The following is a 14,577-nucleotide window of genomic DNA, read 5'->3' as shown; positions in this document are numbered from 1 at the left end:
AGCATTCGGATGAAGATCAAGCGCAAAGGTTCGGCGGCGTGGCAGGGCGGGATCAAGGACGGCAAAGGCGCGCTCTCGACCGAGAGCGGCGCGCTCACGGCGTACCCCTACGGCTTCGCGAGCCGGTTCGAGGGCCAGCGCGGGAGCAACCCCGAAGAGCTGATCGCCGCGGCCCACGCGGGCTGCTTCACGATGGCGCTGTCGCTGATTTTGGGTGAGGCCAAGCTCACCGCGGAGCAGATGGACACGTCCGCGGAAGTCACGCTGGAGCAGGTGGAAGGCGGGTTCGCGATCACCGCCGTTCACTTGACCCTGAGGGCCAAGATTCCGGGAGCCGACCAAGCAACGTTCGAGAAGCTCACCGGCATGGCAAAGGCCGGGTGCCCGGTGTCCAAGTTGCTCAAGGCCGAGATCACGCTTGATGCGACTCTGGTGGGCTGAATCGCCAGATATTGAACGAGATCGTTTTGCAACACGAACCCGCGCTCAAGTGGAGCGCGGGTTCGTGTTGTCATGTAGATTTGTGCGAAATCAAGATCCACACCAACTCGCCCGCGCACTACTTCGTCACGATCGTCTGTTTCGCGACTTGTTCGGCGAGTGCCTTCAAATCGATCTGCTGCCCCTTCTTCGGGAAGGGGTGCGATAGTAACCACCAGTCTTCGATGAACGACGCGGACTCACCGGGCTTCAGGTGCTCGCGCGGGCCGATCGGTTCGAGTTCGATTTGCGGACCGTTCGGGGACCAGACCGAGAGCGTCAGCCCCGCCGCTTCGTTGTAAACGCGGTCGGGGTACGTCGGGTAGCGCTTCACGAACACCGTGTCGTTGGGCATGACGTAGGCGAGCCACCCGGCATACGTGTCGAACCCCAGTTTCGGCTTCCGCGGAGGAGCCAGGATTTCGAGGAACCCGTCGCGCTCGCGGATGCGCTCGTCGGTCGCCTTCACGTTGATGACGGTGTTGTCTTCGTACATCGCGTACTTGCTCGGGAACCGGCTCGGGCGGTCGCCGAGCGGGATCACACAGATCCCACCGCCGGGTGAAAACGACCGTCCCCAGTGGCACACTTCGCGTGTCTCCTTCGCGACGTTCGCCATTGTCTGCTTGCACGACAGGCCCACGGACTTGCCGTGCGGAACGAGCCGGAACTCGCGAGTGAGTTGAATGCCTCCATCTTCGGGCGGGCTCGTAAGTTTGACGGAGTTGGTCTTGGTGATCTCGGCGGTCCACTCGCCGCCCCACGCTTTCGGGTGCGGGGTCACAGTCAGTTCCGGTCCGTAATCGAACCGGCCCGCGGTGATCGGTCCCGGCTTCCCTGGTTGCCAGTTCTTTTCAGCGGCCTCGAAGTACATCGCGTCCGCGCCATCGACCGAGAACTCCAGCACGCGCCCGCCGGCTTGCGGGCACAGCACGGCTCGCGTCTTCCCGAGCTTTATTTCGATGGCCTCCGTGTAACCGTGGAACTTGACGACTCGCGCGGTCGGCTCCTCCGCGAACGCGGGCGCCCCCCACATCGTGACGAGCACGCCAACGAACAGCGATCGCGCGAACATGTTGTTCTCCGTGACGCGGATTTGCAGCCGTCTTGCTCGAAGTGCTTGACCCGGTTGAGTAACCGGGGATGGGGGGAGCTTACCGTCGGTCCGCGTCGCGGTCACTCGAAAAGCCGAATTGGTGATGGGTTCCCGGCGGCACAAGCTTTTGAGCCCGCGTCGCCGGGTGAAGGCTATTTCTTCTCAAGGGCCTTTTTCAGCATTTCGATTTGTTCTTCGAGTCGGACGATGTGCGCCCGGAGCGCGGTTTGTTCGTCACTGAACTTTTCGAGATCCAGCTCGGGCGCGGGCTTCTTGGCGAGTTGCTCGAGCAGCTTCGTTCGTTCGGCCAAGAGCTTCGCGAATCGCGTGCTCAATTCGGCGTCTTCCTTCAGAACTTTATCGAGCGCGTTCAGGTCTTCCTTTGTGAGCGCGGTGACGTCCGCCTTCGCGTCATCGATGTTAACGACCTGCCCGTCGGCCCGTTCAACGAACTTGCGAAACTCGGCGCGGTCGAGGTCCGGTTTGAAGGGAACGATCGACCCGTCCATCATGCCGGCCATGACGACGTTCTTGAACGGCCCTTCGAGCTTCGGGAACGGCTTCTTCGGATCGTAAGCGATGTCCCCGGGCTTGGTCCACTCGCTCGGCGGGCCGGCCTCGACCACGCCGATCGTGTTCGACAGCCCGTCCGTGATGCCGGCGAAGGTGAGCTTTTGGCCCGTCTCGAACGCGGCCCCCGGCCCGGAGAACACCCGGTAGTAGGTTTTGGTCTCGCCTTTCGCCTGGTCCGTGACGCGGAACAGATTGGGCATCTGTGCCAGTAGCTTCTTGTTGGTCGCCGAGTCCCACGGTTCGTCCAGTTTGAATTCTTTGTAGAGTCTTTCGTGCTCGACAAAGGGCAGGATCGCGACGCGCCAACTCAGTAGCGGCTTACCGTTCTTGTCCACGATGTCCTGCGGTACCGCACCATAGGCGTCCGCGTAGTTGTGAATCGCGATCAGGATCTGCTTGAGCGTGTTCGCGCTCTTGGCCCGTTGGACCGCGCCGGCGATGCGCGCGTCCGACTTCGGGGCCGGTGGATCTACTGCGGTCAGCGCCGCTACGGGTGGCGCGTCCCCGTTTGGTGCGGTCAGCGCCGCTGCGGGGGGCGTGTCCTCATTTGGCACGGGAGCGGGGGCGTTGAAGGCCCACACGCCTGCGGACACGGTGCAGACCACAGCAACGGCGGCGGTCAGTTTGAATGACGAGATCATGGGTTGGGTCGCTCCTCGGGCTAGGGAAAGAACGGAACCAGAAACGAGAGGCGCGATGGGGTGACCGGTGGCGAACAGTGCCGCGGCCCGGGCGGTGGAGCCGACGAACGTGCCCGACACGACCGGAAGGGCCACGGCGACGAGCGCGCCCCCGCGCCGAGACAATCGGCGCGCGAGCAGTACCTTGGCCCGTGACAGCCGACCGGCGATCGTGCCGACCGGTAACCCGGTCCGACGTGCGGCTTCCGTGTGGGTCAGCCCCTCAAAGAAGCACAGCAGCACGGGAACGCGGTACCGTTCCGGCAACCGATCGATCTCTTCGCACAGGGGGCCGGTGTCCGCGGGCGCCCCGGGACCGTCGGGGGCGGGAACGCGATCGAGTTCCGCGCTGGCGGCCGGGTACCGGGCGCGCTGCTTCGCGAGCCGCACCGACACGCGCCGGGCGACGCGGTACAACCACCCGACCACGGTCCCGCGCCCGGTAAACGTACCCGCCTTGCGCGCGAGCGCGAGGAAGGTCGCCTGGGTCGCGTCCTCGGCCGCGTGCTGGTCCCTCAGCACGGACCGACACACCCGCTGCAACAGCGGCGCGTGGCGCCAGACCAACAACTCGAACGCGGCCTCGTCCTGTGCCGCGCTGAACCGGGCGACGAGTTCGGCGTCGCTCGGCCCGGTCGCGGCCGGATCGATGCCCACCGCCCGCAGATAGTTGTTGATCCCGGTCCCGCTCATGAGTCACCCATTAATCGGCCTCTCACTCCCGAAGAGGCGCGCGGCCAGCGATCGCATACGCGAGTTGCTGACTTTTTGAAAAATCCCCGCCCCGAAGGAGTGCATTCTCAAGAGTTACACTCCGACGAGCGTAAAGCCGACAACGTCCGCATCGTCGGCGATCGTTACGCGTATATTTTTGTCTCAATGGTGGTTTGGCAAAGATGACGAAGATCGCTCGATTCTCATCTTTTTCGTTCCTGAGTTTGCTGTAAGTGCCGTGCATGGAAACGGTATCCAAAAGTGCTGCGTCCGCTTTTGCCCATGTCGCAGTTTTGCCCGCAACGCCCTGCCGCTTGCTCTCAATTCTTTGGTTGTGAGGTCCAAATGTTCTCTCCCAAGGCCCACTCGGGTCGGCGCGCTTTTACGCTCATCGAGTTACTGGTGGTGATCGCGATCATCGCCGTTCTGATCGGTCTGCTGCTGCCCGCCGTGCAGAAGGTGCGCGAGGCGGCGTCACGAATGAAGTGCCAAAATAATCTCAAACAGATCGGTCTCGCTCTGCACTCGTGCCACGACGCGAACAACGCCTTCCCCGGGGGCGGGTTCAACTATCAGCCCTACGGTCGGCAAGATTCAAACGTCCAGAATATTACCGTGTCGGGGTCGCCGCCGCCGTGGAACAACTACGCGAGCGGCGGGTGGGCGTTCCAGATCCTGCCGTATCTGGAACAAGACAACGTCTACAAGGCGACCAATCTGGCGATCATCGAAGGGACGGCGATCCCGGTTTATGCGTGCCCGTCGCGCCGCAGCAACGGGACCAACGCCAACGGCATTGCCCAGACCGACTACTACGGGAACGCCTTTAATTGCTACGGCACGTCCGCGGGGCAGGGAGTGTTCCGACCGTACAACTTCGGCCGGGTGAACATGGTCTCCGTGTCCGACGGAACGAGCAACACGATCGCGGTCGCTGAGAAGAACGTGTGCAAAGCGACCTTCGGGACCGGTAACGACAACGTGGACCGCGCGGGCTGGTCGTGGGGCCTCGACTACGGCAACCTGGGAAACTGGGACGCGACCACGCTGACGAACAATCACAACTTCGCGGTGCAGGCCGATCTGGGGACGAGCACCGGGTGCAGCGAGGGCACGCACGGGTTCGGGTCGTCGCACACGGGCGTCTTCAACGCGCTCTACCTGGACGGGTCCGTGAAGAGCGTGCAGTTCTCGATCAGTACCACCACGCTGCAACTCCTGCTGAGCATCTCCGACGGGTACCCGCTGCCGTCCGACGCGCCGTGATTGGGGCGCGCTGCCCTTTTGAAGTCATGCGAGCGGATCGGGGACGAATCCCGATCCGCTCGCGGTTTTATTCGTGTGCGGCGGCCCGCGTGAGCCGATCGCGCACCGCTGCCCACTCGGGTGTATCGGGAGGCATCTCGATCACGATGCGGTCGTATTGCCCGCTGTCGAGTTCGTGGAGAACCGCGTACAGGTCGGCCGCGTACTCTTCCGGGTCGCCTGAAATGGACTTGTAAGCGTAAATCAGATCGTGGCCGAGCGAGATTACGCGAAAGCCGCCTTCTCTCAATCGCTGGTGTTCCGCGTCCGCGTCATCGGCTAGTACCAGCGGCGTTCGCGGGCTGTAGTGCTTCACCATCTGGCCCGGGGCGCGCGCGATTCCCCCACTTGCCGTGCCGAATTCGACCCGGCCGCACACTTCTTCCAGCATCGGTACCGTAATCAGGCCGGGGCGCAATACGCGCGGGAATTCGGCCGTTACGTCAACGACCGTCGATTCGAGGCCGCCGGAACACGGTCCGCCGTCCAACAGAAGGTCGATTCGCCCGTTGAGGCTCTTGAGGACGTGTTCCGCGCGCGTGGGGGAAAGTTCGGTGCTACGATTCGCGCTCGGCGCCGCGAGCGGCGTGCCCGCGGCGCGAATGAGCGCCCGCGCGACGGGGTGGTTTGGACACCTCACCGCCACCGTCTGCCCGCCTGCGGTTACAATATCGGGAACGTTGTCGCGCTTCGGTACGACCAAGGTGAGTGGCCCGGGCCAGAACCGCGCCGCGAGCCGCGCCGCGGTCGCGGGCCAGGCGCTCGCAACGTTTAATACTTCAGACACGTCCGGGACGGTGTGTGTTTGAGGAACCTGTGGGTGGTTCCTCACCATTCCAGAAATGTGAACGATGAGCGGGTTCGTGGCGGGCCGGCCCTTTGCAGTAAAAATGCCCGAAACCGCGTCCGTGCTCAGTGCGTTCGCTCCGAGTCCGTAGACCGTTTCCGTGGGGAACGCGACCAGTCCGCCGGCGCGGATCACGTCCGCCGCCCGGCGGATCACGTCCGGTTCGGGGTTCGCGGGATCGACTTTTAGTACGACCGTGTTCAAGGCGCAGTTTCCCTCTTCCCTTTGTGGTACAACATCATGGTACGCGCCCAGAGCAGCCCGCGCACCGGCGCCGCCCCGCGAGGAGAGGCCACCGCCATGTCCGACCAACCGCCCGTCAGCGCGGTTCCGGCACCCACCGCCGAGCAGAAGCGCATCGCGCAACAGAGCTTCACCAAAGCCAAAGAGCTCATTACCGACGGCGGGTTCGACTACGCCATTCAATTGCTGCTCACCTGTTGTCGGCTCGATCCGGGCAACTTCTTTTACCGCAAGCAGCTCCGCGATACGCAGAAGGCGAAGTACGGGAACAACTTGCGCGGGAGCCGGTTCGCGTTCCTCACGACGCCACGGTGGAAGGCCAAGTTGCGCGTCGCCAAGCGCAACCGCGACTACGTGAAGGCGCTCGAGTACGGCGAACAGGTGCTCTGCCGTAACCCCTGGGACCAGGGCGCGCAGATGGACATGGCCGAAGCGTTTGATGCGCTCGGGCTGTCGGACCTCGCGGTGTTCACGCTCGATCAGGCGCGGCAAAAGTACCCCAAGGACGCCACCCTCAACCGCGCGCTCGCGCGCCAGTTCGAGAAGCGCGGGGACTTCCAGAAGGCGATGGTGCTGTGGCAGCTCGTTCGCGACACCAACCCGTCCGACGTCGAAGCACAGCACAAGGCGAAAGACCTCGCCGCGAGCTCCGTCATTCAGAAGGGCGGCTACGAAGAGGCGGCGGCCGGCACGAAGGAATCGCCGATCCTCGGCCGGATCGAGTCGCGCGCGAACGAAAAGCAGGACAAGCTCGCGCGCGAAGCCGAGCCGCTGATGAAGCGCATCGAGGCCGACCCGACCGAACCGTCACTGTACCTTCAACTGGCCGGCGTGTACCGCAAGAACGGGCAGGAGGACCGCGCCCGCGACGTGCTCCAGCGCGGGCTGGGGCCGACCGGCAATGCGTTCCAGATCCGACTGGAGCTGATGGAACTCGACCTCGCACCGGTTCGCAAGAACCTCGAAATCGCGGACGCGCGGTTCCGCAAACTCAAAGAAAAAGCACGAGCCGCGACCGACGACGACACCGACGTTCCCGCGACCGGCGAGGAGATGACCGAGGCGGAACTGGCCGCTCTGCGGGCGCAGTTGGTGAAGGAAGTCAACACCCGCGAGATCGAGCTGTTCCGCGTGAAGGCGGACCGGTCCCCCAACGAACTGAGCCACCGCATCGAACTCGGTACGCGGTTGCTGAAGGTCGATCGCGTGGACGAGGCGATTGCTGAATTGCAACTCGCCCGGCGCGACGAGCGGCTGAAGTGGCGCGCGGCGCTGCTCCTCGGGATGTGCTTCAAGAAGCGGAACAACTGGCGGCTCGCGCAGCGCAACTTTGAAGAGGGCTTGGCCGGGGTGCCCGAAACCGAAGAAGCGGTGAAAAAGGAGCTGCTCTTCCAACTCGCGAGCGGCGCTGCCGAAAACGGCGACCTGCCCCGCGCGATCGACCTCGGCCACGAGTTGGCCAACCTCGACTTCTCGTTCAAGAACATCGGCAAACTGCTCGACGAGTGGCACGACCGGTTGCAGTCGGCCTGACCGAGTCGGGCAAATTCAAAATTTGAAGTACGAAAGAAGGCTTCGCTCCCGACTTGAGCGAAGCCTTCTTTCGTACTTCGCACTTCGTGTTTCGGACTCAACTCTCCATGCACACGATCCGCCTCGGACCGCCGTGGGACGTCACCTCCACCCCAGCCGGCACGCGGCACGCGCGGAAGTTCGGGCGCCCGCGCACCCTGGCGCCCGACGAGCGCGTCTGGCTCGTGTGTGCGCATATTCCCGGCGCTGCCGAGGTTCACGTCAATGGGGCCACCGTCGAAGTACCGACGCCTTTCGCGGTGGACATTACTACTCTGCTCAGCCCCCGAAACGAAGTGATCTTCACGGTCGCTTCGGAGGCACCGATCGGCGCCGTGGTGTTGGAAATTCGGCCCGCGTGAGGGTCTTTGCGGCAATTTCGGACACCAAAAGTCGCAGAATTCAGGTCCGTTTGTAATTCGCGCCGGCAATTCGTGCTGGGGGGAAGTTGACAACTCGAAATGTGAACTAGAGTGGCGTGCGAACACATCGGCCGTTCAGACGCCCACTCGGTCCGAGATCGCGATTCGATCCGAAGTGTGGGTGCGGTGGTCCCGCCCGGACCAATCATTATCACCCGCGCCCGGACCGACTCCCAGGGGAGAGTCAATGGTGGCCAGTTGCCCCCGGTGCCGAGTCGCTGCCCTGAACCGCGCACGGGTGTGCGTCCGGTGCGGCGCGCCCTTGTTCGGTGCGCTGGCGGACCTGGAAGCCCCGCTCCCGGCCCCGATGACCGAACCGGTTTTGGTGCTCGACGTCCTCGCTTGCGAGCCGCTCCCGCCCACGCCGGCCCTGTCCAAACCGTTCGACGATTCGGCCGCGCTCCCGAACCGCCCCCGAACCGTGCCGCCCGAACCGGCTCGCGCGCACGTCGCCGGTGCAACGCTGCCGGCTCACCCCGGACTACCGGACCATCCGATGAACGAACTCGAAGAAGCCCTGGTTCACGTCACGATCCCCGCGACCGACCGCGCCGATCACGCGCCCGGTGGCCCCGTGGTCCCGACCGTGAAGCCGAAACTGGTCGTGCTGCGCGGGATGAAGATCGGCGCCGAGTACCCGCTCTACGAGGGCAAGAACATCGTCGGCCGGTTCGCCGACAAGCCCGTGGACATCGACCTCGTGAGCCAGGAGTCGGTCGAACAGATCTGGTGCTCGCGCCAGCACGCGACGCTGACGTTCGAGAAGGGGAGCGTGTTCCTCGAGGACTTGAACAGCCTCAACGGAACGTGGCTCAACGGGATTCGCGTTCACGCCGGCCAGCCGCGCCCGGTGAAGCCCGGCGACGTGGTGCAGGTCGGCACCGTTCAGTTGAAGCTCGTCGTGGGGTGAAGTGGAGCGACTCGTCGCTTCAGATCCCAATAAAATCACGGGCGCGGTGCCTCACTTTGGCATCGCGCCCTTTTCCATTTCATCCGGCTCGATCCGGCCGTGCGTGCGTTCCGCCAAGAACCACATCATGTGCCCCCAAACGTACCCGACCGCGAAACCAACGAAGCCGAGTGAGAAGACAACTGCCAGAACGACCGTCGCGTCGTCGCGGCAAACGGCGGTGCCCTGCTAACGTTGTCCGTTCCGTGACGTGAGTGCGCGGTGCTTATCGCAGTACGTCGCCCTGTTCCAATGGGGCCACAACCTCAAAAACTGTCGCCGATGACTTCCGCCGTATTCTGCTCGGCATGCACGCGACTACCGATCAGGCAATACCGACCGGCGCCCGATACAAGACATGAGCCAAAAGGCTTTCAAATCGCCCCAGCTTGCGCGACCGCCCCCGATGAAAGATCGTGCCCGTGCTCGTGTAAGATCGTCCACGCGCGGTCGCGCGCGTTGCCCGCGGAAACCGCGAGGATGAACGGGCCATCAGCGAAAGTGGTCGCGGGGGCATCTACCCCGCGCCGGTGAAGGCTCATTCCGATCCACCCGCCAACGAAGCTGACGAACAGCGCCCCGAATACCGCACACGTTATTGAAAGATTGAACAGATCACTCGGGCCGGTGGGCGGGGCCATTAGCCAGGCCATTGTCGGGGCGAGAGCCGCGCCGAGCGCAGTCCCAGCGATTCCCCCAAAAACTGCCCCGGCAATCGAGTGGTCGCGCTCCATCAGGTCCGTTGTGTGACCGTTGGCGAGCCGACCGGTGTAGCCGATTTGAGTGTCCCGAAACCCGGCGAGGCGCAATTGGAGCAGAGCCTCGTCCGCGTCGTCTTGGTTGTCGAAGGCCGCGACCACATCCGCGTGCCGCAACGTGTTATCATACGCCCACATGACGTACCTCTTTCGTCCTCGACTTGGGCTACTTAAAAAGTGAGCAATTGGCGCGCCGGAATGCACCCGCATTGGGCTTCCCGGAAAGGCACGGGGCGTCTGGTTTTTGAGGGATAATGAATGCTGACGATCTACATCGACGCCGATGCGTGTCCGGTCAAGGACGAGGTGTACAAGGTCGCGCGCCGGTACGCGCTGAAGGTATTCGTCGTCGCCAACAGTACGATGCGCGTGCCCGCTGATCCGCTAGTCGAACTAGTCGTTCGGGCCGGGTTCGGCGCGGCCGACGATTGGATCGCGGGTGTAATCGGATCGTGTGATATTTGCATCACTTCCGACGTTCCGCTGGCCGCGCGTTGCGTGACCAACGGGGCCGTCGCGCTCGATCCGAAGGGCCGACTGTTCAACGCCGATACCATCGGCGAAGCGGTCGCGGCGCGAGACCTGATGGAAGAACTTCGCGCGATGGGACAGATAGGCGGCGGGCCGTCCGCGATGGCCCCAAAGGACCGGTCGCGGTTCCTGTCGCGACTGGATGAAGCGATCGGCGCCGCTCGGCGGGCCGCGTCGACGTAATATGGTGCCACTCGTCGAGCAAACTGGTGCTCGGGGCGAATCGCCGGCCGAGCACTCCTCCACCGGGCCGCTTGTGACGAGCCGCGACCGCGAGGGAGCGGGACTTCCCGAGTTGTACGGGTTCCCTAACCCGGGAAGTCCCGCTCCCTCGCGGTCGCGGCTCGTTCGATCGCGACGGTGAATTGCCCCGTAACCAAACAAGGATGCTCTCGGTACTGGAGAAACGAAAAAACCGGGAGCCACATGGCTCCCGGTTCGGTTGAGCATTACGTGCTCAGCACATTACTTCTTCGCGTCGGGCTTGGGGATGTCGGCCAACTCGACCGGCACCTGCGCGTAGTGGCTGAACTCCATCGAGAAGCTGGCCTGACCCTTTGTCGCGCTGCGCAGGTCGTTGGTGTACCCGAACAGGTTCGACAGCGGCACCTTCGCCACCACCTGGGCGATGCCCTTGTCCTCGCTCGTCTCCTCGATCAGCCCGCGCTTGCTGCTGATGTTACCCGAGATCTGGCCCTGGTACTCCTTGGGCGAGACCACCACGATCTTCATGATCGGCTCGCGCAACTCGATGCCGCCCCGCTCCTGAGCCTCGCGGAACGCTTCTCGGGCACACAGGAAGAAGGCGTCCTGCGACGAGTCGACGTCGTGCATTTTCCCGAAGTGGAGCGTAAACTCCAGGTCCACAAACGGGAACGGGTACTTGTACCCCTTCTTCGCTTCCTCCCTGAGTCCCTCTTCCACGCTCGGGATGTACTCTTTCGAGATCGACCCCTGGGTGATGGCGTTCACGAAGTACACGTTGTTCGGGTCCGGCTTCACCTTCGGGTCGCCCAGTTCCTCGATCTCCGCGACCTTCTCCTGGATCTGCTCCGGGGTGAGCGGGCTGTACTTCACCGAGATCACGGCGAACTTACCGCGACCGCCGGTCTGCTTCTGGAACTTGTACTCGAAGTCGATCGTGCGCGCCAGGCACTGGCGGTACGCCACCCGGGGCTTGCCCAGAGTGATCGACTTGACGTCGTCCTGCGGCACCCCCACCGCGCGCTTCAGTTTCTCGACGGAGATTTCCAGGTGCAACTCGCCCATCCCGGAGAGGATGGTGTCCTTGGTCTCATCGTCCGTGTGCGTCTTCAAAGTCGGGTCGTCCCGCACCAAGCGGTTGAGCGCCTCCCCCACCTTGCCGCTGTCCAGCAACTTGCTGAACGACAGCGACTGGGCGACGACCGGCTTGGGGAACTGGATCGCTTCGAGCGCGACCGGCTGGTCGGGGTCGCACAGGGTGTTACCCGTGTACGTCTCCGACAGGCCCATGGCCGCGACGATGTCCCCGGGGCCGGCCTTCTCCAGCGAGATCCGCTTGTCGCCCATCATGCGGTAGAACCGCGCGATCCGCTCCTTCTTCCCGTTGGTCGTGTTCGTGTACGTCTCGCCCGGCCGCATCTCGCCGGAGTACACGCGGATGTACACGAGGTCGCCGTTCACCTCGGCCACGGTCTTGAACGCCAGCGCGCTCATCGGCTCGGACGGGTCCGGCTTCCGGATCACCGCCTCCTTGGTCTTCGGGTGGATGCCGTCCACCGGGGGCCGGTCCAGCGGGCTGGGCATGCAGTCCACCACGAGGTCCAGTAGCTGCTGGACGCCGTGGAAGTGCTTGCTGCTGCCGCAGTGGACGGGCGTGAAGATGTTCTCCAGCGTCCCCTTGCGGAGCGCCACGCGGATCAGGTCGTCCGGCACGTCCTTCCCGTCGAGGACCAGCTCCGTGATCTCGTCGGACGCGGCCGACACCCCGTCGAGCATCTGCTCGCGGCGCAGCTGCGCTTCCGCGAGGTACTTCTCCGGCACGTCGGTGGTGAAGAACTTGCGGTTCGTCTTGTCGTTCAGGTCGCGGGTCACGAGCTTCATCGTGATCAGGTCGATGATGCCCTCCAGCGCCGAGTCCTGGCCGGCGGGGATGGTGACCACGACCGGGATCGCGCCCAGTTTGGTCTTCATCTGCTCGACGCACCCCCAAAAGTCCGCGCCCATGCGGTCCAGCTTGTTCACGTAGGCGAGCCGGGGCACCTTGTACTTAGCGGCCTGGCGCCACACGGTGCCGGACTGGACCTCCACGCCGCCCTTGGCGCAGAACACGCCGACCGTACCGTCGAGGACGCGCAGGGACCGCTCGACCTCGGCCGTGAAGTCCACGTGGCCGGGGGTGTCGATGATGTTGATGGCGATGGGGCCACCCGCGCGGTCGGCCCAGTCGATGGACACGGCCGCCGAGTTGATCGTGATGCCCTTCTGCCGTTCCAGCGGGTCGAAGTCGGTGGTGGTGTCCCCGTCATCGACGTCGCCGACCTTGTGTTTGGTGCCGCTGTAGTACAGGATCCGCTCCGTCGTGGTGGTTTTGCCAGCGTCCACGTGAGCCATGATCCCGATGTTGCGTACTTTGTCGAGCATCGTCGTTGCGGCCGGGGTGTTTTACCGGCTCCTTCCACATGGGGAAAAGGTAACCCGCTACCCACGCGGGTCGCGGCCAGAGTTAGACGCCGTGGGTAAGGAATGGGTTCGTGACTTCGAGACCCGTTCCCGTGCCTGCCAAAACTAGGGGCAGGAGACGACGACAGAAAGCAATATTGTATCGTATCGCCGAACAAAAGGCAGTCTACCCCGGCTCCGTGAAGTGCCGGTGAAGACGGGCCCTCATTTTACCCCGACCGCGTTGAGCTTTCGGGCGTATTTCGTGGCGCTGATCCAGAGTGTGAGCGTGTCGCCCTCCAGCGCGAGGTATTCGGGTTTGCCCGGTGCGGCCGGCGCCAGCACCCCGCACAACCGACCGGTCGGATCGAACACCTGGACGCCGATCTCGGTCGCCGCGTAGATGCGGCCGTCGCGGTCCGTCACGAGGCCCGTGACCTCGATTGCCGCGTCCCCGTTCTTCGGGCGCAGCGGACAGTACGCAATGTACGGCTGCGCGTCGGGGGCTTTGATTTGCCGCGCTTCAATGAACCGCCCCGACGACAGCGCCCACCGGAAGGCGGTGCTGCCGTCCGGCGAGTGAGTGAGGACCGGCCTACGGGGAGCCTGCGATCCGGGATTTTCCACCTTTTTCCACCCCTCGCCATCAATGAGGATCTGCGCCAGCGGCATATCTTGGGCGCGGCCAACAGACGAGACCACCAGGACCAGTACGACCGACGCGAGAAATCGCTTCATGGAGCAAGCTCGTTGCACGAAATTTGAGGAGGGGAGTTGGCGCACCTACCGGTCCTCTCTTGCACCGGCGGCGATCGCGGAATCACTTCGCCGGTTTGGTATCGCGCCACAACCACCGCAGCGCGTCCGGGAGCGTGACCCCGCCGTGCTTCCCGTTGTGTCCGCCGTCGCCGTACACGAGTTTGTAGTCGTAGTCCATGTACTTCAAGGACGCGGCCATCGACAAGTTCGCCAGCGGCCAGTGCCCGTGCAGGTTATCGAGATCGCCCGCGCCGTCTTGTAGGAACACGCGGATCGGTTTCCTCTCCGTTTTGCGGATCAGCCCCGGGTACACGTCACCGCCCCGAATGTTGGTGAAACTGCCGACGTGAGAGAGTACCTTCGAGAACAAATCCGGCCGTTCCCATGCCGCGGTAAAGGCGCAAATCCCACCGGAACTAATCCCGCAGATCGCCCGACCGTCAGAGTCTGTTCTTAATTTAACGTTTTTCCCAACTTCCGGGAGTATCTCCTTTTCCAGGAACTGGGCATACTGGTTAGAAACGGTGTCATACTCGAAGCTCCGGTTCTGGCGCCAGTCCTTCTCCTCCTTGCCCGGAGTGGGGAACTTGCCCGGATTGATGAAGATGCCCACCGTCACGGGCATCTCCTTCTTATGAATCAGGTTGTCGAACACGACCGGCGCGCGGAACTGGCCCTTCTCGCCCACGTAGCTCCCGCCGTCCTGAAACACCATCACGCACGCCGGCGCCCGGCCGTCGTACTGACTCGGCACGTACACCCAGTAGTCGCGCTCGGTGCCCTCGAACACCTTGCTCGTTTTCCAGCGGAACTGTGTCACCGTCCCCTTCGGCGCGTTGCTCTGGGGCGCCGAGTCGGGACCATAGGTGTAGTCGTCGGCGGCCGAGATCGGGGTTCGGGGCACTGTTACGGCAACGATCAGCCCGGTGAGAGTGGCGAGCGGAAACAAGCGGCGCATCAGAAGAGCCTTTCGGGTTGGCGGGCGCAGGCGGTGAGCGAAAGCCT

General features: G+C 63.7%; 13 protein-coding genes. 6 read left to right on the top strand and 7 right to left on the bottom strand.

Going from position 1 to position 14,577, the window contains the following annotated elements; all coding sequences use genetic code 11:
* Positions 1-9: 9 nt before the first annotated feature.
* A complete protein-coding gene (locus tag J8F10_RS24950) occupies positions 10-441 on the top strand; it encodes an OsmC family protein (protein ID WP_210658563.1) in 432 nt (143 codons plus the stop codon).
* 118 nt (positions 442-559) lie between these two features.
* On the opposite strand, the gene J8F10_RS24945 is transcribed toward J8F10_RS24950, so the two are convergent.
* Together J8F10_RS24945 and J8F10_RS24940 are read right to left on the bottom strand one after the other, a co-directional pair.
* Positions 560-1,555, bottom strand: a complete 996-nt coding sequence (locus J8F10_RS24945) for a hypothetical protein (protein ID WP_210658562.1) — start codon at positions 1,553-1,555, stop codon at positions 560-562.
* A gap of 173 nt (positions 1,556-1,728) precedes the next feature.
* Positions 1,729-3,522, bottom strand: a complete 1,794-nt coding sequence (locus tag J8F10_RS24940) for a sigma-70 family RNA polymerase sigma factor (protein ID WP_210658559.1) — start codon at positions 3,520-3,522, stop codon at positions 1,729-1,731.
* 366 nt (positions 3,523-3,888) lie between these two features.
* Between J8F10_RS24940 and J8F10_RS24935 the strand changes: the two genes are divergently transcribed.
* Positions 3,889-4,809, top strand: coding sequence for a DUF1559 family PulG-like putative transporter (locus tag J8F10_RS24935; protein ID WP_210662129.1), 921 nt, complete (start codon positions 3,889-3,891; stop codon positions 4,807-4,809).
* A 67-nt stretch (positions 4,810-4,876) separates the two neighbouring features.
* Here the strand turns inward: J8F10_RS24935 and J8F10_RS24930 are convergent, their stop codons facing one another.
* Positions 4,877-5,899 carry an L-threonylcarbamoyladenylate synthase gene (locus tag J8F10_RS24930; protein ID WP_210658558.1) on the bottom strand — a complete coding sequence of 341 codons (1,023 nt, stop codon included), beginning with the start codon at positions 5,897-5,899 and terminating at the stop codon, positions 4,877-4,879.
* A 96-nt stretch (positions 5,900-5,995) separates the two neighbouring features.
* On the opposite strand from J8F10_RS24930, the gene J8F10_RS24925 reads away from it, so the two are divergent.
* From J8F10_RS24925 to J8F10_RS24915, 3 genes are all read left to right on the top strand, one after another.
* Positions 5,996-7,471, top strand: coding sequence for a tetratricopeptide repeat protein (locus J8F10_RS24925; protein ID WP_210658556.1), 1,476 nt, complete (start codon positions 5,996-5,998; stop codon positions 7,469-7,471).
* Positions 7,472-7,578: 107 nt separating this feature from the next.
* Entirely contained in the window at positions 7,579-7,872 is a 294-nt protein-coding gene (locus tag J8F10_RS24920; RefSeq protein ID WP_210658554.1) for a hypothetical protein, read from the top strand.
* A gap of 247 nt (positions 7,873-8,119) precedes the next feature.
* Positions 8,120-8,842: an FHA domain-containing protein gene (locus J8F10_RS24915; protein ID WP_210658552.1), complete on the top strand. Its 723-nt coding sequence runs from the start codon at positions 8,120-8,122 to the stop codon at positions 8,840-8,842.
* Between the two features lie 413 nt (positions 8,843-9,255).
* On the opposite strand, the gene J8F10_RS24910 is transcribed toward J8F10_RS24915, so the two are convergent.
* Positions 9,256-9,777 carry a hypothetical protein gene (locus J8F10_RS24910; RefSeq protein WP_210658550.1) on the bottom strand — a complete coding sequence of 174 codons (522 nt, stop codon included), beginning with the start codon at positions 9,775-9,777 and terminating at the stop codon, positions 9,256-9,258.
* A 120-nt stretch (positions 9,778-9,897) separates the two neighbouring features.
* Between J8F10_RS24910 and J8F10_RS24905 the strand changes: the two genes are divergently transcribed.
* Positions 9,898-10,353, top strand: a complete 456-nt coding sequence (locus J8F10_RS24905) for a YaiI/YqxD family protein (protein WP_210658549.1) — start codon at positions 9,898-9,900, stop codon at positions 10,351-10,353.
* Between the two features lie 282 nt (positions 10,354-10,635).
* Here J8F10_RS24905 and fusA read toward each other — a convergent pair whose 3' ends face one another.
* The 3 genes from fusA to J8F10_RS24890 all read right to left on the bottom strand — a co-directional run bounded on the left by fusA (position 10,636) and on the right by J8F10_RS24890 (position 14,530).
* Positions 10,636-12,795, bottom strand: coding sequence for an elongation factor G (gene fusA, locus J8F10_RS24900; RefSeq protein WP_210658547.1), 2,160 nt, complete (start codon positions 12,793-12,795; stop codon positions 10,636-10,638).
* Between the two features lie 243 nt (positions 12,796-13,038).
* Positions 13,039-13,551 carry a hypothetical protein gene (locus tag J8F10_RS24895; protein ID WP_210658545.1) on the bottom strand — a complete coding sequence of 171 codons (513 nt, stop codon included), beginning with the start codon at positions 13,549-13,551 and terminating at the stop codon, positions 13,039-13,041.
* An 82-nt stretch (positions 13,552-13,633) separates the two neighbouring features.
* A complete protein-coding gene (locus tag J8F10_RS24890; RefSeq protein ID WP_210658543.1) occupies positions 13,634-14,530 on the bottom strand; it encodes an alpha/beta hydrolase in 897 nt (298 codons plus the stop codon).
* Between the last annotated feature and the right edge of the window lie 47 nt (positions 14,531-14,577).

The sequence above is a fragment of the Gemmata palustris genome (genome assembly GCF_017939745.1).
GTDB classification, from domain to species: Bacteria; Planctomycetota; Planctomycetia; order Gemmatales; family Gemmataceae; genus Gemmata; species Gemmata palustris.
This window is presented reverse-complemented; position numbering and strand designations above follow the sequence as displayed.

Excerpts from the sequence above, each read along its gene's own strand:
- J8F10_RS24950 (WP_210658563.1), top strand. The coding sequence starts at position 10 with ATGAAGATCAAGCGCAAAGGTTCGGCGGCGTGGCAGGGCGGGATCAAG.
- J8F10_RS24945 (WP_210658562.1), bottom strand. The coding sequence starts at position 1,555 with ATGTTCGCGCGATCGCTGTTCGTTGGCGTGCTCGTCACGATGTGGGGG.
- J8F10_RS24940 (WP_210658559.1), bottom strand. The coding sequence starts at position 3,522 with ATGAGCGGGACCGGGATCAACAACTATCTGCGGGCGGTGGGCATCGAT.
- J8F10_RS24935 (WP_210662129.1), top strand. The coding sequence starts at position 3,889 with ATGTTCTCTCCCAAGGCCCACTCGGGTCGGCGCGCTTTTACGCTCATC.
- J8F10_RS24925 (WP_210658556.1), top strand. The coding sequence starts at position 5,996 with ATGTCCGACCAACCGCCCGTCAGCGCGGTTCCGGCACCCACCGCCGAG.
- J8F10_RS24920 (WP_210658554.1), top strand. The coding sequence starts at position 7,579 with ATGCACACGATCCGCCTCGGACCGCCGTGGGACGTCACCTCCACCCCA.
- J8F10_RS24915 (WP_210658552.1), top strand. The coding sequence starts at position 8,120 with ATGGTGGCCAGTTGCCCCCGGTGCCGAGTCGCTGCCCTGAACCGCGCA.
- J8F10_RS24910 (WP_210658550.1), bottom strand. The coding sequence starts at position 9,777 with ATGTGGGCGTATGATAACACGTTGCGGCACGCGGATGTGGTCGCGGCC.
- J8F10_RS24905 (WP_210658549.1), top strand. The coding sequence starts at position 9,898 with ATGCTGACGATCTACATCGACGCCGATGCGTGTCCGGTCAAGGACGAG.
- fusA (WP_210658547.1), bottom strand. The coding sequence starts at position 12,795 with ATGCTCGACAAAGTACGCAACATCGGGATCATGGCTCACGTGGACGCT.
- J8F10_RS24895 (WP_210658545.1), bottom strand. The coding sequence starts at position 13,551 with ATGAAGCGATTTCTCGCGTCGGTCGTACTGGTCCTGGTGGTCTCGTCT.
- J8F10_RS24890 (WP_210658543.1), bottom strand. The coding sequence starts at position 14,530 with ATGCGCCGCTTGTTTCCGCTCGCCACTCTCACCGGGCTGATCGTTGCC.